Genomic DNA, 21,313 nt, shown 5'->3' with positions numbered 1-21,313 from the left:
CAAATTTGAGAGGAGAGATTTGATGGAGATTCAGCTGTTAAGTTCCATTGTGGTATACATGATCGGTATGTTGTTAATTGGTTATTATGCGTACCGAAGGACTTCTAATCTATCAGACTATGTATTGGGAGGACGCTCGCTAGGCCCAGGCGTAACGGCTTTAAGTGCAGGAGCTTCAGATATGAGTGGATGGTTGATGATGGGGTTGCCTGGTGCTATGTTTGTTCAGGGGGTAAGCGCTTCGTGGATTGTAATTGGGCTTACGTTAGGTGCATATGCTAACTGGCTGTTTGTTGCACCTCGTCTTCGTAAGTATACAGAAGTGGCTAATAATTCAATGACCATTCCAGCGTTTTTAGAAAATCGCTTTAACGATGATTCCAAAATGCTACGTATGATTTCGGCTATTGTTATTATTCTATTTTTTACTTTTTACGTTTCATCAGGAATCGTATCAGGAGGCGTTCTTTTTGAAACAACGCTGAATCTAGACTATGAGATAGGCTTATGGGTTGTAGCTGGAGTAGTCGTAGCTTATACATTGTTTGGTGGCTTTTTAGCCGTTAGTTGGACCGATTTCGTTCAAGGAATTATAATGTTTGTTGCTTTAATCCTTGTGCCAGTTGTAGTTCTTACACAGATGGGTGGATTTGGTCCGGCAATGAGTGAGGTTCGAAACATTGATACGGACTTATTCAATATTTTTAGTGGCACAAGCTTCTTAGGTATCATCTCGCTGTTTGCCTGGGGGTTAGGTTATTTTGGCCAACCACATATTATCGTGCGATTTATGGCTATCTCATCTGTAAAAGAAATCAAGCCTGCTCGTCGTATTGGAATGAGCTGGATGCTTGTTTCAGTCGTTGGAGCCATGCTGACAGGGTTTGTCGGTTTAGCTTATTACACGAATCAAGGTCTAGAAATTGCTGACCCGGAAACAGTATTTATCGGGTTAAGCACAATTTTATTCCACCCAATTATTACAGGGTTCTTATTAGCAGCATTATTAGCAGCCGTAATGAGTACCATTTCATCACAACTTCTTGTAACTTCGAGCTCATTGACAGAAGATTTGTACAAAACATTTTTCCGCCGATCAGCAAGTGATAAAGAACTAATGTTGATTGGACGTGGATTTGTACTTCTTGTATCCATCATTGGTGTCATGATTGCATTTAATAAAAGTGGTACAATCTTATCGTTAGTCGGCTATGCATGGGCTGGATTTGGAGCTGCTTTTGGCCCTGTTATCTTATTGAGCCTTTATTGGAAGCGAATGAACAAATGGGGAGCGCTAGCAGGTATGGTGCTTGGTGCCGTGACGGTTGTTGTATGGACAAAAATCCCTGGATTATCGGATTTATTATACGAAATGATTCCGGGTTTCTTAATTAGCTTAGTTGGAATTGTAGTAGTAAGCTTATTAACACCTGCTCCGAACGAGAAAACGCAAAGTGAGTTTGAAGAATATAATCAATCAGCGTAACGAAAAAGAGACTGAGACATAAGTAGTTCATTCCTTACTATACCTGAACGACTGAGAGTTCATAACTTTTAATCGTTCAGGTTTTTTGTTGATTGTGAAAACAATGTTGGAAACAGGGTGGAATGGAGCGTAGGACACTCGACTCCTGCGGGAAAGAGAGGGAAAACTGAGATCCCGCAGCGCAGCGAGGAAGCTCAGGTTCCTCCCCGCGGAAAGCGAGTGGCCGTAGCGCAATGGAACGAACGGGTTGAGACAAATCAAAGAGATGGGAACAGCTAGTGTTCGTCTTTTAGAAGCAATCATTTTGTTATGTCCCAAACTCTTTTTCGTTACAAACCATATTCTTTAATTTTGTTATACAATGTTCCTCTTGAAATCCCTAATAAATCAGCTGCGGCGCTCTTATTACCATAGGTTCTTTTTAGCGTATCTTGAATGAGCTGCTTTTCAGATGAGGTTTCATTCAAGGGTTCATGAAGAGTGATTTGGCGTTTTAACTCAGCTGGTAAGTGCTGTGCCGTAATAGTTGGCAAATCGTTAAGTAAAATTAACCGTTCAATGGTATTTCGAAGTTCTCTTACATTACCAGGCCAATCGTGATGACAAAGCGTTTCAACCACTTCTTCATCAAGAGTTGGTTTTACCTTTTCGTGCTTTGTGCTGAATTCTTCAATAAATTGTGTAATGAGCGTTGGAATTTCATTCTGACGCTCTTTTAACGGTGGAATATGAATATTAATGACCGTTAGTTGATAATAGAGACCTTCATAAAACTCTCCTTGTTCAATTAAGCTCTCTAACAGTACAGAGGTTGAAGCCATAATTCTTGTATTAACCTGAACTTGCTCATTACTTCCCGTCATGTAATAAGCGGCGTTTTCCAGATAGTCACACAGTTTAATTTGAACGTCTAAAGGCATCTTGTGAACGTCTTGAATAAATAAGGTGCCGTTTGCTGCTTGCTCTAATTTCCCAGGCCTTTTATCGGTTGTAGGCTGTGAAAACACGCCTTGTTGATATCCAAATAACTCCATATCAATGAGGCCGGGAGGAATGGTTGCGCAGTTTAGCGTAATAAAGGGTTCGTTTCGCCTTGTGCTATCATAATGAATAGCTTGAGCAAGAAGCTCTTTTCCAGATCCTACTTCACCCGTTAATAAAATAGGAATATTTGTAGACGAAACTTTTTTAGCCATTTCAATTTCTTCTTCAAGGGTAGAGTTCTCGCCAATAATAGAAGAAAATAAGCTCTTATCTCCTATCAGTGGGTCTTGTTCCACTTCTTCGTGCAGTCGAATAATATTGGTAATATCATGCTCAGTTGCCACTGCACCAATAACTTTATGGCCTTTTACAATAGGAGAAGCATTCACTAACACGTGCGTTTCTTTATTTGGCTTATGGTAAGCTCCCCGAATCGGTCGACCTTCGTTTAAGATTTTATGTAGCACAATGGACTCATCATCGAAATACGTATTGATGAACTCGCCAACAATTGCTTGTTTTGCAATTTTGTAAGTGTTTTCAGCGGCGGTATTCCATAGCACTACTTTCCCTTTATCGTCAACAACGGTTACGGCGTCGTTGATCGTCTCTCCTAATGTTTCAAAATAAGAGAAAACATCTTCATTTTCAGCTTGTAGATAGTGAATCCAGTCAGAAGGGTGAAGTACACCGTGAATAGAATTAGTTTCATATGCTTGAATAAGAACTGGGCGCTCCCAGTTAACCTTTGATGTTTTGAGGTCAAGCCAAGTAGAGATAGTAGAAGGAGACCAGTTGGTTTTGTGAATCCAATCAATAATAGGCATGCTCATCGAAGCACTCTGGAGGGCAAACTGTTCTTTTGTATGAAAGATGTAATAATGCTTATCAAAAACGATGACATATTCAAAGTTAGAAAGTTCCGATTTTATTTGGGATATGGATGTAGATGGACTGGTTAAAATAAAGGAGTCGTTTATTTTAATTGAGCTCATTGGATTGTACTAAACCCCTTTCATATTCTTACTTTTAATTAAATGTATCACACTTTTTATAAGGTCGCAAAGCGCTTCTTTTGTCCGATTTTCCAGCTAATTCGCAATGGGATTATATATTTGCTCAGACTGGGTATACAAAGGAGAGATGAAGAAATAAGGAAAATTTGAACAGTCCAATACTATTCAGTTCCATTATATAAAAAGAAATGATAAAATACGAATATAAGTTCGTGTTTTTAAGGATTACAGTGCTATAATTTTAACACTAATGAAATGGAGGCCTCTCTGTGGCAGATCAATTTAAGCTAGTATCCTCATATGAACCTAAAGGGGATCAGCCCAAGGCAATTGAAAAAATTGTCAAAGGTATTCATGAAGGAAAACAGCAGCAGGTGTTATTAGGTGCAACAGGAACAGGTAAGACATTTACGATTTCTAATGTAATTAAGGAGGTTAATAAGCCTACCTTAATTATTGCTCATAATAAAACGTTGGCTGGGCAGCTATATAGCGAGTTTAAAGAGTTCTTTCCAGATAACGCAGTGGAATACTTTGTGAGCTATTACGACTACTATCAGCCTGAAGCTTATGTTCCACAAACCGATACGTTTATTGAAAAAGATGCAAGCATTAATGACGAAATCGATAAGCTACGTCACTCTGCAACGTCTTCGTTGTTTGAGAGAAACGACGTTATCATTATTGCCAGCGTATCTTGTATTTATGGATTAGGTTCACCGGAAGAATATAAAGAAATGGTTGTTTCGCTTCGTGTCGGCATGGAAAAGGAGCGAAATCAGCTACTTCGAGATCTTGTGGACGTGCAGTATGAACGCAATGACATCGACTTTAAACGCGGAACATTTCGCGTGCGTGGAGATGTGGTGGAGATTTTCCCAGCATCAAGAGATGAGCGCTGCATTCGCATTGAGTTCTTCGGAGATGAAATTGATCGTATTCGAGAAGTTGATGCTTTAACCGGAGAAGTCCTTAGCGATAGAGAACACGTGGCCATCTTCCCGGCGTCTCACTTCGTCACTCGAGAAGAAAAGATGAAAGTAGCGATTAAAAATATTGAAAAAGAGCTTCAAGAACAGCTTGAAAAGATGCGAGAAGCAGGCAAATTATTAGAAGCTCAGCGCCTTGAACAGCGCACAAACTATGATTTAGAAATGATGAGAGAGATGGGGTTCTGTTCCGGAATTGAAAACTACTCTCGTCATTTAACGCTACGTCCACCAGGATCGACACCATACACGCTGCTAGATTTCTTCCCAGAAGACTTTCTTCTTGTAGTCGATGAATCACATGTGACTATTCCACAAATTCGCGGAATGTATAACGGGGACCAAGCGCGAAAACAAGTGCTTGTTGACCATGGTTTTCGTCTTCCTTCAGCGCTTGATAATCGTCCGTTGAAATTCGATGAATTTGAAGATCATATCCATCAAATTGTTCACGTTTCGGCAACGCCAGGGCCTTATGAACTTGAAAAAGCGTCTGATGTTATTGAACAAATCATTCGACCAACGGGATTATTGGATCCAAATATTGAAGTGAGACCAATTGAAGGGCAGATTGATGATTTAATTGGAGAGCTTCAAGATCGAATTGCGAAAAACGAGCGCGTTCTCATTACAACGCTAACGAAAAAAATGTCAGAGGACTTAACGAATTATTTAAAAGAAATCGGCATTAAAGTACAGTATTTGCATTCTGAAATTAAAACGCTTGAGCGAATTGAAATTATTCGTGATTTGCGTCTTGGTAAATTTGACGTTTTAGTTGGAATTAACCTTCTAAGGGAAGGACTCGACATTCCTGAAGTGTCACTTGTCACGATATTAGATGCAGATAAAGAAGGATTTCTACGATCAGAGCGTTCACTTATCCAAACAATTGGTCGAGCGGCTCGTAACGCTAATGGTCACGTTATTATGTACGCAAATCGCATCACTAACTCGATGGAAATTGCGATTAGTGAAACGAATCGTCGTCGCAGCATTCAAGAAGCATACAATGAAAAACACGGCATTACGCCGCAGACAATTCAAAAAGAAGTTCGAGGTGCAATTCGAGCAACAATTGTAGCTGAGGATACTGAAAGCTACGATCAAGCACCTGCGTTTGATAAAATGACTGGAAAAGAAAAGCAAAAAATAATTCAAGAAATGGAAGAAGAAATGAAGGAATCAGCAAAAGCTCTTAACTTTGAACGAGCAGCTGAGCTTCGTGATCTTCTTTTAGAATTAAAAGCAGAAGGGTGATGGCAAGATGGCCATGGAGAAAATCGTAATAAAGGGCGCGCGCGCTCATAATTTAAAAAATATCGATATTGAAATTCCACGTGATAAGCTGGTCGTACTAACGGGCTTATCAGGTTCTGGTAAATCATCGCTTGCTTTTGATACGATTTATGCAGAAGGTCAGAGACGTTACGTGGAGTCATTATCAGCGTATGCTCGGCAGTTCCTTGGTCAGATGGACAAGCCGGACGTGGATTCCATTGAAGGTTTGTCTCCGGCTATCTCAATCGATCAAAAAACAACGAGCCGCAACCCTCGTTCAACTGTAGGAACCGTTACGGAAATTTATGATTATTTACGCTTGCTGTTTGCGCGTGTAGGGAGACCGACTTGTCCAAACCACGGGATTGAAATTACATCTCAGACCATTGAGCAGATGGTGGACCGTATTTTAGAGTACAAAGAGCGTACAAAATTACAAGTGCTGGCTCCCGTTGTGTCTGGGCGAAAAGGTGCGCATGTAAAGGCCTTAGAAGATATTAAAAAGCAAGGATACGTGCGTGTGCGCGTAGATGGAGAAATGCGCGAAGTAACAGAGGAAATTGAGCTAGACAAAAATAAAAAACATTCGATTGAAGTGGTTATCGATCGAATCGTGGTAAAAGAAGGCGTACAGTCTCGTTTATCTGACTCCCTAGAAACGGCTCTAAAACTCGGTGATGGAAAGGTTATTATCGACATCATTGGTGAAGAAGAGCTTTTATTTAGTGAGCATCATGCATGTCCAAAATGTGGTTTTTCAATTGGAGAGCTTGAACCGAGAATGTTTTCATTCAACAGTCCTTATGGTGCTTGTACAGCATGTGATGGACTAGGAATGAAGCTTAAAGTTGACCATGAACTGGTGATTCCGGATGATACGTTAACATTACGAGAAAATGCTATTGCTCCATGGGCTCCAACAAGTTCTCAGTACTATCCACAAATGCTAGAAGCAGTTTGCGCTCATTATAGCATCGATATGGACGTGCCGGTAAAAGACTTACCTAAGCATTTATTAGATAAAATCTTGCATGGAAGCGATGGCGAAAAAATATATTTCCGCTATGAAAATGACTTTGGACAAGTGCGTGAAAATGAAATCTTGTTCGAAGGTGTAATTCCAAACGTAGAGCGTCGTTATCATGAAACCAGCTCTGATTATATTCGTGAGCAAATGGAAAAATATATGGCCGAACAGCCTTGTCCAATGTGTAAGGGCCACCGCTTAAAGAAAGAAGCGCTTGCTGTTTTAATTGATTCTAAGCATATCGGTAACGTGACGCATTTTTCTGTACAAGAAGCGTACAATTTCTTTAGCAGCCTGCAGCTTTCTGATAAAGAAATGAAAATTGCAGACATGATTTTAAGAGAAATTAAAGAACGCCTCAGTTTCTTAGTGAATGTGGGCTTAGATTACCTCACAATTAATCGTTCAGCTGGAACGTTATCTGGTGGAGAAGCACAGCGTATTCGACTAGCAACGCAAATTGGCTCACGTTTAACAGGGGTTCTTTACATTTTAGATGAACCGTCCATTGGTCTCCATCAGCGTGATAATGATCGCCTTATTCGAACGATGCAAGATATGAGAGACATTGGGAATACATTAATTGTTGTTGAGCACGATGAAGATACGATGCTTGCTGCCGATTATTTAATTGATATTGGTCCTGGTGCTGGTGTGCATGGAGGAGCGGTTGTGTCACAGGGAACACCAAAAGAAGTGATGGCAGATCCAAATTCATTAACAGGTCAGTATCTATCGGGAGAGCGTTTTATTCCGCTGCCAACAGAGCGCCGCGCAATTGATAAGAGCCGAATGATTGACATTGTAGGTGCAAAAGAAAACAATTTAAAAAATGTGAAGGTAAGTATTCCACTTGGAACGTTTACAGCAGTAACAGGCGTATCAGGTTCAGGGAAAAGTACGCTGGTAAATGATATTTTACACAAAACGCTTGCTCAAAAGCTTCATAAAGCCAAAAGTAGGGCTGGAGAGCATAAAGAAATCAAAGGAATTGAGCACTTAGATAAAGTGATTGATATTGATCAATCTCCAATTGGACGTACACCGCGCTCTAATCCAGCTACGTATACGGGTGTTTTTGATGACATTCGTGACGTATTTGCCCAAACGAACGAAGCAAAAGTACGTGGTTATAAAAAAGGTCGTTTTAGCTTTAACGTAAAGGGAGGTCGCTGTGAAGCGTGTCGTGGAGACGGAATCATTAAAATTGAAATGCACTTTTTGCCGGACGTATATGTACCTTGTGAAGTATGCCATGGCAAGCGCTACAACCGCGAAACGTTAGAAGTTAAATATAAAGACCATAATATTTCAGACGTGCTGGATATGACGGTCGAGGATGCTCTGCATTTCTTTGAAAACATACCGAAAATCAAGCGTAAGCTACAAACAATCTATGACGTAGGACTTGGATATATTACGCTTGGGCAGCCTGCTACAACCCTATCAGGAGGGGAAGCGCAGCGTGTAAAGCTAGCTTCTGAGCTGCATCGCCGATCAACGGGCCGAACGCTTTACATTTTAGATGAGCCAACAACAGGTCTGCATATTGACGATATTGCACGACTTCTAAAAGTATTGCAACGACTCGTTGAAAATGGTGACACGGTTCTCGTTATTGAACACAATCTTGATATTATTAAAGCAGCAGATTATTTAATTGATTTAGGACCTGAAGGCGGAAATCAAGGTGGTCAAATTGTTGGTACAGGTACACCAGAAGAAGTCGCTGAAGTGAAAGGTTCCTATACAGGTAAGTATTTAAAGCCAATTTTAGAACGTGATCGAAAGCGTATAGATGAGAAGATAAAGGAAGTTCAAACAGTTGGCAAAGCATAAAATAGAAAAAAAGGCGCTAAAGGTAGCGCTTTTTTCTATTTTATGTATATTGAAACTTTTTGTAGCATAAACCGTATTACATAATAGCCTGCTTTTTCTTTAATAAAAAGGCAGTGAAAGTATGAAATAACGAGCTAAGATAGATGAAATTATAAACCAAAAGGAGAGAGTCACATGCTAGAAAAGCGCAAGCAGATTTTACAGATGGTAGAAGAGGGGAAGTTGACGGTAGATGAAGCATTAACGCTTTTAAATTCACTTGAAGCAAACCCTGAGCCAACTGTAAAAGTGAATGCATCATCGGAGTTGACGCCTTATGTTGGTAAATCGAGCAGCAGTTCTTCGACTTTTAAACCTTCGTCTGCATCCTTTAAAGAAAAGCTATTTAGCTTTGTCGATCAGACAGTCAAAAAAGTAAAGGACGTTGATTTAGACTTTAACTTTGGGCCCTCAGTTAAAGTTCAGCATATTTTCCAACAAACAGAAGCTTATATTCAGGCAATTGATATCGATATTGCAAACGGAAGTGTGAAGGTAAAACCATGGGGAAGTCCGGATGTGCGAATCGAGTGCGAATCAGATGTTTATAAGGTAGAGGGGCAGGAGCAAGCGCGACAAGCGTTTTTAAAAGATGTCTTATTTTCAATTGAGAACGGGAAGCTAAAATTTAATGTGCAAAAAAAACATATGAAGGTGAAGGCGACTGTTTATATACCTGAAACCGAGTATGAGAGAGTGAATGTACGTGTGTTTAATGGACCTATTGAAGGGGAAAGATTAAATGTAAGAGAATTAAAGGCCAAAACAGCCAACGGTTTAATTCGCTTTTATGAAGTGAATAGTGGACAGCTTGAAGCGGAAACATCTAATGGTCACATTGAGCTCTCACGCGTTTTCTCATCAAAATGTGAGATGGAGACGATTAACGGCTCTATAAAATTTGATGGGGATTATAAAAAAATCGATGCGCAAACTTTTAATGGAGATATTGAAGGGTACCTGAAAGGAGAGCGTGTTGAGTTAGCATTTTTAAAAACGACTACGGGGCATATCGAGCTTTATACGCCGTCTCATCTTGGCATCGAAGGAGATTTGAAATCAAATCTAGGTAAATTCGTCTGTAACTTACCTCAAATGGAGGTAATTGAAGAGAAAAAAGAGACGGTCATGAAGCAGATGCGCTTCCGAGCATATCTTGAAACAGCTAAATCGTATAAATTATTAGCAGAGTCTAAAGCTGGTTCAATCACAATTAAGTAAAACGTTGGCATATAAAGAAGCCTTTTGTAATCAGAATGATTAGGAAAAGGAGAAGATTGATAAATGAAAAAGTTATATAGATCACGCAGAAATAGAAAATTGGCTGGAATTATCGGCGGAATTTCCGAGTATACAGGGATTAGTGCTACGATTCTTCGACTGATTTTTGCATTGAGCGTTCTATTCGTTATTGGAACACCACTGGTAGTTATCTACTTCATTTTAATCTTTGTATTGCCAAATGAAGAAGGAGCCTAATAAGCATGCTTGTGAGAGGGATTATTAGCATTTTAATTAATGCTCTTGTACTTGTAGTAATTGCAGGTTATATCGATGCATTTCAACTATCGTCGATTGGTGCTGCAATTATTGCCAGCATCATTTTATCCATTTTAAATATTATCGTGAAACCCATTTTAATTCTTTTGACGTTACCAGTGACATTTCTAACACTTGGACTGTTTTTATTCGTCATAAACGCAGCGACGTTAATGATTACGCAAGGTATTATGGGTGATTCGTTTGTTATTGATGGATTTGGTACAGCTATTTTAGCTGCTATTGTTATGTCCATTCTGAACCTATTGATTCAAAAGGTTATTATTGATCCGTTGCGATCCAAATAAAGTAGCGCTAGCTTCAACGAAGCTAGCGCTACTTTGTTTTCTCTTCTCTTGCTTTTAATGATAAAATAGAGTGAACCTTTAATGGTAAATACTATCATAGACAAAAAGCTAATGGGTACATGGTTTTAAACTAAAGGAGGATTTCAGGTGGTAACAGTTCGTACTAAAGACTTAATTGAAAAGTTTAATTTAGAGTTAATCAGTGGAGAAGAAGGAATTGACCGTCCGATTGCAACAAGTGATATTTCACGTCCAGGGATTGAAATGGCTGGTTATTTTACATATTATCCAGCAGAGCGCATACAGCTATTAGGGAAAACGGAATTATCATTTTTTGAGCGTTTAGATGATGAAGAAAAGAAAGTCCGAACGGAAAAAATGTGTACAGATATTACGCCAGCCATTATTATTTCTCGTGATATGTCTGTGCCGAAAGAATTGATTGAAGCTTCTGAACGCGAAGCAGTTCCTGTACTACGATCGCCTTCTAAAACGACAAGACTTTCAAGTCATTTAACGAACTTTTTAGAAAGTCGTTTAGCACCGTCTACAGCTCTTCACGGAGTGCTTGTAGATATTTATGGAATCGGTGTCTTAATCATGGGGAAAAGTGGCGTTGGTAAAAGTGAAACCGCGCTTGAACTTGTGAAACGTGGACATCGTCTAGTAGCGGATGACTGTGTAGAAATTCGTCAAGAAGATCAAGATACGCTGGTCGGTAATGCTCCGGGGTTAATTGAACACTTACTTGAAATTCGCGGCCTTGGTATTATTAACGTGATGACGCTATTTGGTGCAGGTTCAGTACGTAGCTATAAGCGTATTTCATTAGTTATTCAGCTTGAGACATGGGACCAAAATAAACATTATGATCGTTTAGGCCTTGAAGAAGATAAAATGAAGATTATTGACACAGATGTGACAAAAATCACGTTACCTGTTCGTCCAGGGCGTAACTTAGCTGTTATTATTGAGGTAGCCGCAATGAATTTCCGCTTGAAACGGATGGGAATTAATGCAGCTGAGCAGTTCTCAAATCGCTTAACGGATGTAATTGAAGACGGTGACAGAGAAGATATTTAAGAAAGGGTGGTTTGATGGAAGCAAATATTCAGCCGCTTGATCGTGTGTTTTTAGAGCTAGGCCCACTGACAATCTATTGGTATGGCGTCATTATTGGAGCTGGTGTGCTGCTTGCTCTGTATATTGCTACAAAAGAAAGCACGAAGCGTGGGTTGCCTAAAGACACGTTTATCGATTTAGTGCTATTTGCAGTACCAATTGCTATTATTTGTGCGCGCATATACTATGTTGCGTTTGAATGGGATTATTACTCACAGCATTTGAATGAGATACCTCAAATCTGGAAAGGTGGAATTGCTATTCATGGTGGATTGATTGGAGCAATTTTAACTGGGATTGTTTTTTCACGTGTGAAAAAGATTTCATTTTGGAAACTAGCGGACATTGCGGCACCGAGTATTATTCTTGGTCAAGCAATCGGACGCTGGGGGAATTTTATGAATCAGGAAGCGCACGGTGGAGAAGTATCACGTGCTTTTCTAGAAGGTTTGCACCTGCCAGAATTTATTATTAATCAAATGTATATTAACGGTACATATTACCACCCTACGTTTTTATATGAATCGCTTTGGAATTTAGCCGGATTTGCTCTGTTAATTGCGCTAAGACGCGTCAATTTGCGTAGAGGTGAACTGTTCTTAACGTACGTTATTTGGTATTCAATTGGGCGATACTTTATTGAAGGAATGCGTACAGACAGCTTGATGTTGACGGATACGCTGCGCATCGCACAAGTCATTTCGCTTGTCTTAATTGCGGTAGCAGTCATTATTATTGCTATTCGTCGAAAAACAAATAAGGAAACGTATTTGGAAACAAGTAAAAAGAAACAGGGGTGAGGGAATGCTTAGGTCGATACAAAAGGGGATTATGGGAGGACTCAAAACAACGCTGACACTAGGAAAAGTCATTTTTCCAGTAACGCTAATTGTTTCACTCCTTCAATACACGCCGGTGCTGGATTGGTTTGCTACGTTAATTTCACCTTTAATGAAGTTATTTGGGCTATCGGGAGATGCAGCCATTCCACTTGTGCTGGGGAACTTGTTAAATTTATATGCGGGAATTGCAGGGATTTTATCACTGGATTTAACGGTGAAAGAAGTATTTATTCTAGCCGTTATGCTGTCTTTCTCTCATAATTTATTAATTGAAACGAGCGTAGCTTTAAAAGTTGGTGTGAAGCTATGGGTTATTTTATCGGTTCGTATCGGGCTCGCTGTGATCTCAGCCATTATCATTAACTTAGTATGGAATGGCGGAGGCGAACAGGCACAGTACGGTTTTTTAGCAACGAAGCACGAGGAAGTAAGCGGATGGGGAGCAATCATCTGGCAATCGATTGAAAAAGCAGGTTTTGGAATTCTACAGCTGGCTCTTATTGTTATTCCAGTTATGGTGGGAATTCAAATCCTGAAAGATATTGGGTGGCTCGATAAGCTTTCCTCAATGCTTGGTCCGTTTACACGCTTATTAGGGATGAAAGAAAATACGTCTACAACGCTTGTGACAGGTCTCCTACTAGGGTTGGCATATGGAGCTGGCGTCATGATTCAAGCTGTACAAGAAGAGGGAGTTAGTAAGCGTGACGCAACGCTTGCGTTCATCTTTTTAGTCGCTTGTCATGCTGTAGTAGAAGATACGTTAATTTTTATTCCGCTAGGTATTCCTGTACTGCCGCTGCTCATTATTCGGGTAGTTGTTGCACTTGTGTTAACCATTGTGATTTCACGGATGTGGAAAGAAAATGAAGTAAGGCATAGAAAGGAAGTTTCATATGAGCATTAACACCGTTCTATTTGATTTAGATGGAACGCTAATTGATACAAATGAATTAATTATTTCATCTTTTATGCACACATTAAATCATTATTATCCCGAGCAATATAAACGTGAAGATGTCTTGGCGTTTATGGGGCCACCTCTTTATGACACTTTTGTACAGATGGATAAAGAGCGAGTACACGAAATGATTGACACGTACCGTACTCATAACTTAAGTCATCATGATGAACTTGTAACAGAGTTTGCAGGCGTATTTGAAACGGTGAAATGGTTACATGATCAGAAGTATAAGTTGGCTATCGTTACAACAAAGCAGATTAATACGGTCATGCTGGGGCTAAAACTTACGAAGTTGGATCAATTTTTTGATGTAATTGTTGCAATTGACGACGTGCAGCATGCAAAACCTCACCCAGAGCCAGTCGAAAAAGCATTAGTACTTTTAAATGCACAGCCAGAAGAAGCTGTTATGGTAGGAGATAACCATCATGACATCCTATCTGGTAAAAATGCAGGTACGAAAACAGCTGGTGTGGCTTGGAGTGCAAAAGGAAGAGAACACATTGCTTCTTATGAGCCAGATGTTATCTTAGAAGAGATGAAAGACTTGATTCCATGGCTTGGAGGAAAAGAGCAGTGAGAAAGACGAAGCGATTTCTTGTCGAAGGACCTAACTCGCTCTGGCACGTCTATAAAACCGTTCCATTTTGGAAGGTAATGCGTAACTTTATTGTCATTCAGCTTGCTCGCTATTCTCCTTTTTTATCATTTAAAAACTGGCTTTACCGGACGTTCTTACAGATGGAGGTAGGGCCTCAAACTTCTTTTGGACTGATGGTTATGCTTGATATTATGTTTCCAGAGAAGATAACGGTTGGAAAAAACTCGGTAATTGGATATAACACAACGATTCTCGCCCATGAATATTTAATTAAAGAATATCGACTTGGAGATGTAATCATTGGTGATGAGGTAATGATTGGAGCTAATAGTACAATCTTACCTGGAGTAGTGATTGGTAACGGAGCAATTGTTGCTGCGGGAACAGTCGTACATAGAAACATAGAGCCTGGCTCTTTTGTTGGAGGAAATCCAATGAGGGTCATTTATACAAAAGAAGAAATGCAAAAGCGCACAGAAGAAAACGAATCAGCCACGACTTATCAATAAGGAGTGGCTTTTTTTGTAAGAAAATAGCGCTATATGAGTTGACGATTACCTATAAGGGGTGTAAACTACTAATAACTTTAATTTGTTATTTCGCTAATACATTAGTGTGATAAAGCGAAAAGTGATCTTCTATGATGAAAATTAGTTGTTTATATAGAAATAGATGCAACCAAGTTGAGAAAAGGAAGTGTCATAATGTCAAAGCTGTTTATGTTTGAAAAACCTTTAGGTATGCGGGATACATTACCATCTCTTTTTGAAAAGAAAAAGCAAGTTCGAAATCAGTTAGCAGAAGAAATTAGTAGCTGGGGCTATCAATATATGGCTACTCCTACTCTTGAATACTTTGAAACGGTTGGAAGCGCATCGGCCATTTTGGATCAACAATTATTTAAATTATTAGATAAAGAAGGTCATACGCTTGTTTTACGACCTGATATGACGACGCCTTTTGCGCGCGTGGCAGCATCAAAACTTTTAAATAACTCACCACTTCGCCTTGCGTATGAAGCGAATGTCTTTCGAGCTCAGCAGCGTGAAGGTGGTCGACCGGCTGAGTTTGAGCAAATTGGTGTTGAGTTAATTGGTGATGCAACAATGAGCAGCGATGCAGAAGTGATTGCGTTGATGATTAGTGCATTAAAGCGTGCTGGGCTAAAATCATTTAAAGTAGCCATTGGCCACATTGGATTCGTTAACTCATTGTTCTTAGAGATTGTCGGAAACGAAGAGCGTGCCAATGTTTTACGCCGCTTTTTATATGAGAAAAATTATGTTGGTTATCGTAATCACGTGAAGAGCTTAAACCTTTCCTCCATTGATAAACAGCGTCTTTTACAGCTTTTAAACTTACGTGGTGGAGAAGAAAAAATCCAAGAAGCTATTGAGCTTGTTGAAAATAAAGAAGGTAAAAAGCTTGCTGAGGATCTTCAAAGCCTTTGGAACATGCTGGACGCTTATGGCGTAACGGAAGAAATTAAAATTGACTTCAACCTTGTAAGTCACATGAGTTATTACACTGGCATTTTATTTGAAGTCTTTGCTGAGCACGTAGGCTTTCATATTGGGAACGGTGGACGTTACGATCAATTATTAGAACAATTTTCAACGAAAACACCGGCAACTGGATTTGGTATTCAGCTTGACCGTTTAATTGAAGCGCTAGATGAAGAAGCATACGAAGAAGTGCCTGTTTACGGCGTTTTATATAGCCAGGAGCGGTTATCAGAAGCAATAGCGCTTGCGGCTGAACAAAGACGTGCAGGTAAACGTGTCGTTGTTCAAGATATTGTAGGCGTTGATGATGTCGACGTATTTACAGCTGGCCTTGAAGAAGTATCGTTTCTTATTGGTAAACGTGGCAAGGGGGGACAATAATGACTGAACTACTAACAATTGCGATGCCAAAAGGAAGAATATTTGAAGAAGCTGCTCAACTTTTGCGTCAAGCAGGCTTTCAACTTCCTCCAGAGTTTGATGACTCGCGTAAATTAATTGTTGATATTCCAGAAGAAAACATGCGCTTTATTTTAGCAAAGCCAATGGACGTAACGACTTACGTAGAGTATGGCGTAGCTGATTTAGGTATTGCAGGAAAAGATGTGATGCTTGAAGAAGAAAGAGATGTCTATGAACTATTAGATTTGCAGATTAGCAAATGTCATCTTGCAGTGGCGGGCCTTCCCAATGCGAAAAAATCAGAGATTGCGCAAAAAGTAGCGACAAAATATCCGAACGTCGCGTCCACTTATTTTCGAGAACAAGGAGAACAGGTGGAAATTATTAAGCTAAATGGATCGATTGAGTTAGCGCCGCTTATCGGCTTAGCAGATCGTATTGTTGATATCGTTTCGACGGGCAGAACGCTACAGGAAAATGGTCTGGTTGAACTAGAGCATATCGGTGATATTACATCTCGATTAATTGTAAACCCAGTTAGCTACCGGTTAAAAGATGAACGCATTGATGATTTAGTTAACCGATTATCAAAAGTTGTCGAAGCATCATGAATGAGGTGAATTTGATGAAGATTACACGTGTGACGGAAGACGTTAGCTTAAAACGTACGATTGATCAAGGCACGGGAGCACAGCGTGAAGCGGTGCTTAACATTCTTCAAGACGTTAAGGATAAAGGAGATCAAGCCCTATTTTCATATACGGAAAAGTTTGACGGTGTGTTATTAGAAGCGCTGAAAGTGTCGGATGCAGAGCGGAAGAACGCATATGAAGCCATCGATGATGAAACTATTCAGATTATTAACGAGGCTGCTGCTAATATCCGTGACTACCATGAGCGCATGATTACGCAATCTTGGATGGTGACAAAAGAAGATGGCACGATTCTTGGGCAGAAGGTGACACCTTTAGATGCAGTTGGCGTCTATGTCCCAGGCGGTTTAGCTGCGTATCCATCATCCGTGTTGATGAACGTAATTCCTGCTCAGGTAGCTGGCGTTAAGCGTATTGTAATGGTATCACCTGTGCAAAAAGACGGTTCGTTACCAGCTGGTGTTCTCGTTGCAGCTACTGAGCTAGGTGTGGAAGAGATTTATAAAGTTGGAGGAGCACAAGCGATCGGAGCATTGGCGTATGGAACAGAAACAATTGAAGCGGTCGACAAAATTGTGGGTCCAGGAAACATTTATGTTGCCTTAGCAAAGAGAGAAGTATACGGCTTAGTTGATATTGATTCCATTGCTGGACCGAGTGAAATCGTTGTATTAGCAGATGATACAGCAAGACCAAATGAAGTGGCAGCTGACCTGTTATCACAAGCAGAACATGACCAGTTGGCATCTAGCATTTTGGTAACAGCGTCTTTAAATCTAGCAGCAGCCGTAGCACAAGAGGTTCAAAAACAGCTTGAAACGCTACCTCGAAAAGTGATTGCTGAAGCATCTATTCAAGAGTATGGTGCAATTTATGTCACAGAAGAGCTTGAAGAAGCGATTGACGTAGTTAATAAATTGGCTCCAGAACATCTTGAAATTATGACGGATGAACCGATGACTATACTCGGGAAAATTCGTCACGCTGGAGCTATTTTTTTAGGTAGATATAGCTCAGAGCCAGTAGGAGATTATTTTGCTGGCCCAAATCATGTATTACCAACGAACGGAACGGCCAAGTTTTCAAGTCCGTTATCTGTTGATTCATTTGTAAAAAAATCAAGCATCATTTCATATAGCGAGCAGGCGCTTAAAGCTAATAGTTCGAAAATTGCCGCTTTTGCAAGGCTAGAAGGATTAGAAGCACACGCTCGAGCAGTTGAAGAACGATTCAAAAAATAAAGTAAAGAGAGGGTTACATGATGAGAGAAGCTAGCATCAAACGTACAACAAATGAGACGGATATTTCACTTGCAATAGCCATTGATGGAGAAGGAAAAGCGGGAATTGACACAGGTGTCCCGTTTTTAAACCACATGCTTGATTTATTTACGAAGCACGGTCAGTTCAATTTAGATGTAAAAGCTATTGGAGACATTGAGATCGATGATCATCACACAACAGAAGACATTGGTATCTGCTTAGGGCATGCATTTAAAGAAGCACTTGGTGATAAGAAAGGCATTAAGCGCTACGGCAATGCATTTGTTCCAATGGATGATGCGTTGGCACAAGTGGTAGTTGATTTAAGTAATCGACCTCATTTTGAATTTAAAGGCGATATTCCAGCATCACGTGTGGGTACTTTTGATACGGAGCTTGTATACGAATTTTTATGGAAATTTGCGCTTGAATCACGTATGAATCTTCATGTTATCGTTCACTATGGTCAAAATACACACCACATCATCGAAGCGGTATTCAAAGCCTTGGCGAGAGCATTAGATGAAGCAACAACGGTTGATCCTCGCGTCAAAGGAGTACCATCAACGAAGGGGATGTTGTAAATGATTGGTATTATTGACTATGGCATGGGGAATTTGTATAGCGTAAGCAAAGCGCTTGAACGTTTAGACTATGACTATTTTATTTCATCTGAGCCAAGCGAACTGCGTAAGGCAAAAGGCTATATTCTACCTGGGGTTGGCTCATTTAAAGATGCGATGGAACAGCTGAATGAAACCAATCTTACAGCTTTTATAAAAGAAGAAGTGGAAAGCGGTAAGCCACTTTTAGGGATCTGCTTAGGAATGCAGCTTTTGTTTGAGGAAAGTGATGAGAATGGTAAGACGACGGGCCTTGGGTTTTTAAAAGGACGTGTTGAACTGCTGCCTGGAGTGACGCCAGAAGGTGAAGCTTATAAAGTGCCTCATATGGGTTGGAACTCGTTACATATGCATGTAAACTCACCTCTGTTAGCGGGCATTGAAGAAGGCCACGTATACTTCGTGCACTCTTATTACGTAAAGACAGATGATCAAGATGTGCTTCTAGCAACAAGCTCATATGATGTTGCCGTTCCAGCAGTTGTAGGGAAGGAAAATGTATTTGGTACGCAGTTCCACCCGGAAAAAAGCAGTGAAATTGGCATGAAGATTTTACAAAACTACGCAAACTTTGTAGAAGGAAGAGGTTGAACTCATGAGTAATTTTTCAATTTATCCAGCAATCGATATGCGCGGCGGAAAATGTGTTCGCCTTTTGCAAGGAGACTATGATAAAGAAACGGTATACGGAGATTCACCAGTCGATATGGCAGCACAATTTGCTGGTGAAGGTGCGAAGTGGATTCACATGGTGGACTTAGACGGTGCCAAAGCAGCAAAGCGAGTAAATAATGAGTTTGTTCTTGAAGTTAAGAAAAAGCTTGGGGTCAATGTACAAATTGGTGGCGGAATTCGTTCAGAAGAAGACGTAGCGTATTACTTAGAAAACGGAATTGACCGAGTGATCTTAGGAAGCGCAGCGATTTCTAATCCTGAATTTGTCAAAAAGATGCTTCGTCAATACGGTGAAAAAATTGCGATTGGTATTGACGCGCGCGATGGCTACGTAGCAACGGAAGGCTGGCTTGAAACGTCAACAGTAAAAGCAACGGAGCTTGGAAAAGAGCTTGCCGAAGCAGGTGCTGAAACGTTTATCTTCACGGACATTTCAACGGATGGTATGCTTTCAGGACCAAATGTTGAAGGTATTGTCAGCATGGCAAAAGCAACAGGTAAAAGCGTCATCGCATCGGGCGGCGTAAGTAAATTAGCTGATTTAAAAGCACTACAGGCGTATGAAAAAGACGGCGTGATTGGTGCGATTGTTGGAAAAGCACTCTACACAAATCAATTTACGGTAAGCCAGGCGCTTGAAGAGGTGACATCATGATTACGAAGCGTATTATTCCTTGCTTAGACGTAAAGGAAGGGCGCGTTGTAAAAGGTGTTCAGTTTGTGGAGTTAAAAGACGCTGGTGATCCTGTAGAATTAGCGAAATTTTATGATGAAGAAGGCGCTGATGAGCTTGTTTTCTTAGATATTTCAGCATCTCACGAAGGTCGTAAAACCATGGTTCACGTAGTAGAAGAAGTGGCAGCACAGCTGGCTATTCCGTTTACAGTAGGTGGAGGAATCAATGCGGTTGAGGATATGAAACGAATGCTGCGAGCAGGTGCAGATAAAGTGTCGTTAAACACAGCTGCTGTCTTAAATCCAGATCTTATTACGGAAGGGTCAAACTTCTTTGGAGCACAGTGCATTGTAGTAGCTATTGATGCAAAATATGATGAAGAATTAGGCTCTTGGCGCGTATACACGCACGGTGGACGCAACGCAACAGGATGGGAAGTTGTTGCTTGGGCGCAAGAAGTTGTCAAACGCGGTGCCGGTGAGATCTTGTTAACAAGTATGGATCAAGACGGTGCCAAGTCCGGCTTTAACCTAGCATTAACAAAAGCCGTAAGTGAAGCGGTAAGTATCCCTGTTATTGCTTCAGGAGGCGCAGGAAATGGTCAAGACTTTGTGGACGTATTTACGGAAGGAAAAGCAGACGCAGGCTTAGCGGCATCTATTTTTCACTATAAAGAAACGTCTGTTAAAGAAATTAAAACCTATGCAAAACAACGAGGAGTGAGCATTCGATGAAGATTGAAAACGTTAAATTCAATGAAGACGGATTAGTTCCGGCAATTGTGCAGGACGCGGTTAGTAAAGAAGTGCTGACTCTAGCCTATATGAATGAAGAATCGTTAAAAAAGTCAGTTGAAACAAAAGAAACGTGGTTTTTTAGCCGCTCTCGCCAAGAGCTTTGGCACAAGGGAGCTACATCTGGAAATACACAGCGAATTGTCGCAATGACGTATGATTGCGATGCGGATTCTATTGTTGTAAAAGTAAATCCAAACGGACCTGCTTGTCATACAGGTGCATACAGCTGCTTTAATGAAAACTTGCTAGAGGACGAAAGTGCATCTCCTCAATCAGGGCGTTTTGATATTATTAATGAATTGGAATCAGTAATTGCTAAGCGCGAAGCAGAAATGCCAGAAGGAGCGTACACAACCTACTTATTTGACAAAGGTGTCGATAAAATCCTAAAAAAAGTCGGTGAGGAAGCAGGCGAAGTTATTATTGCTGCCAAAAACCGTGATCATGAAGAATTAAAATGGGAAGTAGCGGATTTGTTCTATCACGTATTGGTACTTCTTCGTGAGCAAAAGCTTCCGCTTGACGATGTCTTAACGGTATTAAAAGAAAGACATTCGAAGTAATAAACAAAAGCTGGCCTTTGCGGTCAGTTTTTTTATTGACCAATATTTCTTTGGGTTCAGTAAAATACAGGTGTTACCGTAAGCTTTAAACTATGATATACTACCAACGTTGAAATCATG

21 protein-coding genes are annotated in these 21,313 nt (G+C 40.3%); 20 read left to right on the top strand and 1 reads right to left on the bottom strand.

Translation table 11 applies throughout. From position 1 onward, the window contains the following. Positions 1 to 22 precede the first annotated feature (22 nt). Both putP and AC1UFB_RS18235 read left to right on the top strand, forming a co-directional pair. A complete protein-coding gene (putP, locus tag AC1UFB_RS18240) occupies positions 23 to 1,486 on the top strand; it encodes a sodium/proline symporter PutP (RefSeq protein WP_061786616.1) in 1,464 nt (487 codons plus the stop codon). Positions 1,487 to 1,603: 117 nt separating this feature from the next. Beyond that, positions 1,604 to 1,765, top strand: coding sequence for a hypothetical protein (locus AC1UFB_RS18235; protein ID WP_156413431.1), 162 nt, complete (start codon positions 1,604 to 1,606; stop codon positions 1,763 to 1,765). 50 nt (positions 1,766 to 1,815) lie between these two features. On the opposite strand, the gene AC1UFB_RS18230 is transcribed toward AC1UFB_RS18235, so the two are convergent. Beyond that, complete coding sequence (locus AC1UFB_RS18230) at positions 1,816 to 3,465, bottom strand: sigma-54 interaction domain-containing protein (RefSeq protein ID WP_025907404.1); 1,650 nt, start codon at positions 3,463 to 3,465, stop codon at positions 1,816 to 1,818. Between the two features lie 290 nt (positions 3,466 to 3,755). Between AC1UFB_RS18230 and uvrB the strand changes: the two genes are divergently transcribed. From uvrB to hisIE, 18 genes are all read left to right on the top strand, one after another. After that, positions 3,756 to 5,735: an excinuclease ABC subunit UvrB gene (gene uvrB, locus AC1UFB_RS18225; protein ID WP_100346619.1), complete on the top strand. Its 1,980-nt coding sequence runs from the start codon at positions 3,756 to 3,758 to the stop codon at positions 5,733 to 5,735. Between the two features lie 7 nt (positions 5,736 to 5,742). Further along, complete coding sequence (gene uvrA / locus AC1UFB_RS18220; protein ID WP_328100794.1) at positions 5,743 to 8,622, top strand: excinuclease ABC subunit UvrA; 2,880 nt, start codon at positions 5,743 to 5,745, stop codon at positions 8,620 to 8,622. A gap of 174 nt (positions 8,623 to 8,796) precedes the next feature. After that, complete coding sequence (locus AC1UFB_RS18215; RefSeq protein WP_025907409.1) at positions 8,797 to 9,882, top strand: DUF4097 family beta strand repeat-containing protein; 1,086 nt, start codon at positions 8,797 to 8,799, stop codon at positions 9,880 to 9,882. A 63-nt stretch (positions 9,883 to 9,945) separates the two neighbouring features. Further along, entirely contained in the window at positions 9,946 to 10,140 is a 195-nt protein-coding gene (locus AC1UFB_RS18210) for a PspC domain-containing protein (protein ID WP_025907411.1), read from the top strand. 5 nt (positions 10,141 to 10,145) lie between these two features. Next, entirely contained in the window at positions 10,146 to 10,508 is a 363-nt protein-coding gene (locus tag AC1UFB_RS18205) for a phage holin family protein (protein ID WP_025907413.1), read from the top strand. 147 nt (positions 10,509 to 10,655) lie between these two features. Further along, positions 10,656 to 11,591, top strand: coding sequence for an HPr(Ser) kinase/phosphatase (gene hprK, locus AC1UFB_RS18200; RefSeq protein ID WP_100346621.1), 936 nt, complete (start codon positions 10,656 to 10,658; stop codon positions 11,589 to 11,591). Positions 11,592 to 11,605: 14 nt separating this feature from the next. Next, entirely contained in the window at positions 11,606 to 12,430 is an 825-nt protein-coding gene (gene lgt / locus AC1UFB_RS18195; RefSeq protein ID WP_100346622.1) for a prolipoprotein diacylglyceryl transferase, read from the top strand. Between the two features lie 4 nt (positions 12,431 to 12,434). Beyond that, positions 12,435 to 13,379 (top strand): nucleoside recognition domain-containing protein, encoded by a 945-nt coding sequence (locus tag AC1UFB_RS18190; RefSeq protein WP_025907418.1) that lies wholly within the window; start codon positions 12,435 to 12,437, stop codon positions 13,377 to 13,379. Continuing rightward, positions 13,369 to 14,016 carry a pyrophosphatase PpaX gene (gene ppaX, locus AC1UFB_RS18185; RefSeq protein ID WP_025907421.1) on the top strand — a complete coding sequence of 216 codons (648 nt, stop codon included), beginning with the start codon at positions 13,369 to 13,371 and terminating at the stop codon, positions 14,014 to 14,016. The genes AC1UFB_RS18190 and ppaX overlap by 11 nt, the downstream gene beginning before the upstream one ends. Next, positions 14,013 to 14,546, top strand: coding sequence for an acyltransferase (locus tag AC1UFB_RS18180; protein ID WP_100346624.1), 534 nt, complete (start codon positions 14,013 to 14,015; stop codon positions 14,544 to 14,546). The genes ppaX and AC1UFB_RS18180 overlap by 4 nt, the downstream gene beginning before the upstream one ends. Positions 14,547 to 14,741: 195 nt before the next feature. Continuing rightward, positions 14,742 to 15,923: an ATP phosphoribosyltransferase regulatory subunit gene (locus AC1UFB_RS18175; RefSeq protein ID WP_025907424.1), complete on the top strand. Its 1,182-nt coding sequence runs from the start codon at positions 14,742 to 14,744 to the stop codon at positions 15,921 to 15,923. Then, the gene (gene hisG, locus AC1UFB_RS18170) at positions 15,923 to 16,555 is read left to right on the top strand and encodes an ATP phosphoribosyltransferase (RefSeq protein WP_025907426.1); all 633 of its coding nucleotides are present in this window, start codon (positions 15,923 to 15,925) and stop codon (positions 16,553 to 16,555) included. Before AC1UFB_RS18175 ends, hisG begins: the two co-directional genes overlap by 1 nt. 14 nt (positions 16,556 to 16,569) lie before the next feature. Beyond that, entirely contained in the window at positions 16,570 to 17,838 is a 1,269-nt protein-coding gene (gene hisD, locus AC1UFB_RS18165) for a histidinol dehydrogenase (RefSeq protein WP_025907428.1), read from the top strand. A gap of 17 nt (positions 17,839 to 17,855) precedes the next feature. After that, positions 17,856 to 18,443, top strand: coding sequence for an imidazoleglycerol-phosphate dehydratase HisB (gene hisB, locus AC1UFB_RS18160; protein ID WP_025907430.1), 588 nt, complete (start codon positions 17,856 to 17,858; stop codon positions 18,441 to 18,443). Then, on the top strand, positions 18,444 to 19,073 hold the full coding sequence (gene hisH, locus AC1UFB_RS18155) for an imidazole glycerol phosphate synthase subunit HisH (protein ID WP_025907432.1): 630 nt from the start codon (positions 18,444 to 18,446) through the stop codon (positions 19,071 to 19,073). It abuts the gene before it with no gap. Between the two features lie 4 nt (positions 19,074 to 19,077). Beyond that, a complete protein-coding gene (gene hisA / locus AC1UFB_RS18150; RefSeq protein WP_025907434.1) occupies positions 19,078 to 19,812 on the top strand; it encodes a 1-(5-phosphoribosyl)-5-[(5-phosphoribosylamino)methylideneamino]imidazole-4-carboxamide isomerase in 735 nt (244 codons plus the stop codon). Next, complete coding sequence (gene hisF, locus AC1UFB_RS18145) at positions 19,809 to 20,567, top strand: imidazole glycerol phosphate synthase subunit HisF (RefSeq protein WP_025907436.1); 759 nt, start codon at positions 19,809 to 19,811, stop codon at positions 20,565 to 20,567. Before hisA ends, hisF begins: the two co-directional genes overlap by 4 nt. After that, the gene (gene hisIE, locus AC1UFB_RS18140) at positions 20,564 to 21,193 is read left to right on the top strand and encodes a bifunctional phosphoribosyl-AMP cyclohydrolase/phosphoribosyl-ATP diphosphatase HisIE (protein ID WP_100346626.1); all 630 of its coding nucleotides are present in this window, start codon (positions 20,564 to 20,566) and stop codon (positions 21,191 to 21,193) included. Before hisF ends, hisIE begins: the two co-directional genes overlap by 4 nt. The last annotated feature ends 120 nt before the right edge of the window (positions 21,194 to 21,313 follow it).

The organism is Priestia sp. KCTC 13724 (assembly GCF_056820425.1).
Note: the sequence above shows the minus strand (reverse complement) of the source record. Positions and strands in the feature narration are given on the sequence as shown.

Coding starts and splice junctions, on each gene's coding strand:
- putP (WP_061786616.1), top strand. CDS start 23: ATGGAGATTCAGCTGTTAAGTTCCATTGTGGTATACATGATCGGTATG.
- AC1UFB_RS18230 (WP_025907404.1), bottom strand. CDS start 3,465: ATGAGCTCAATTAAAATAAACGACTCCTTTATTTTAACCAGTCCATCT.
- uvrA (WP_328100794.1), top strand. CDS start 5,743: ATGGCCATGGAGAAAATCGTAATAAAGGGCGCGCGCGCTCATAATTTA.
- AC1UFB_RS18215 (WP_025907409.1), top strand. CDS start 8,797: ATGCTAGAAAAGCGCAAGCAGATTTTACAGATGGTAGAAGAGGGGAAG.
- AC1UFB_RS18210 (WP_025907411.1), top strand. CDS start 9,946: ATGAAAAAGTTATATAGATCACGCAGAAATAGAAAATTGGCTGGAATT.
- AC1UFB_RS18205 (WP_025907413.1), top strand. CDS start 10,146: ATGCTTGTGAGAGGGATTATTAGCATTTTAATTAATGCTCTTGTACTT.
- lgt (WP_100346622.1), top strand. CDS start 11,606: ATGGAAGCAAATATTCAGCCGCTTGATCGTGTGTTTTTAGAGCTAGGC.
- AC1UFB_RS18190 (WP_025907418.1), top strand. CDS start 12,435: ATGCTTAGGTCGATACAAAAGGGGATTATGGGAGGACTCAAAACAACG.
- ppaX (WP_025907421.1), top strand. CDS start 13,369: ATGAGCATTAACACCGTTCTATTTGATTTAGATGGAACGCTAATTGAT.
- AC1UFB_RS18175 (WP_025907424.1), top strand. CDS start 14,742: ATGTCAAAGCTGTTTATGTTTGAAAAACCTTTAGGTATGCGGGATACA.
- hisG (WP_025907426.1), top strand. CDS start 15,923: ATGACTGAACTACTAACAATTGCGATGCCAAAAGGAAGAATATTTGAA.
- hisD (WP_025907428.1), top strand. CDS start 16,570: ATGAAGATTACACGTGTGACGGAAGACGTTAGCTTAAAACGTACGATT.
- hisB (WP_025907430.1), top strand. CDS start 17,856: ATGATGAGAGAAGCTAGCATCAAACGTACAACAAATGAGACGGATATT.
- hisH (WP_025907432.1), top strand. CDS start 18,444: ATGATTGGTATTATTGACTATGGCATGGGGAATTTGTATAGCGTAAGC.
- hisA (WP_025907434.1), top strand. CDS start 19,078: ATGAGTAATTTTTCAATTTATCCAGCAATCGATATGCGCGGCGGAAAA.
- hisF (WP_025907436.1), top strand. CDS start 19,809: ATGATTACGAAGCGTATTATTCCTTGCTTAGACGTAAAGGAAGGGCGC.
- hisIE (WP_100346626.1), top strand. CDS start 20,564: ATGAAGATTGAAAACGTTAAATTCAATGAAGACGGATTAGTTCCGGCA.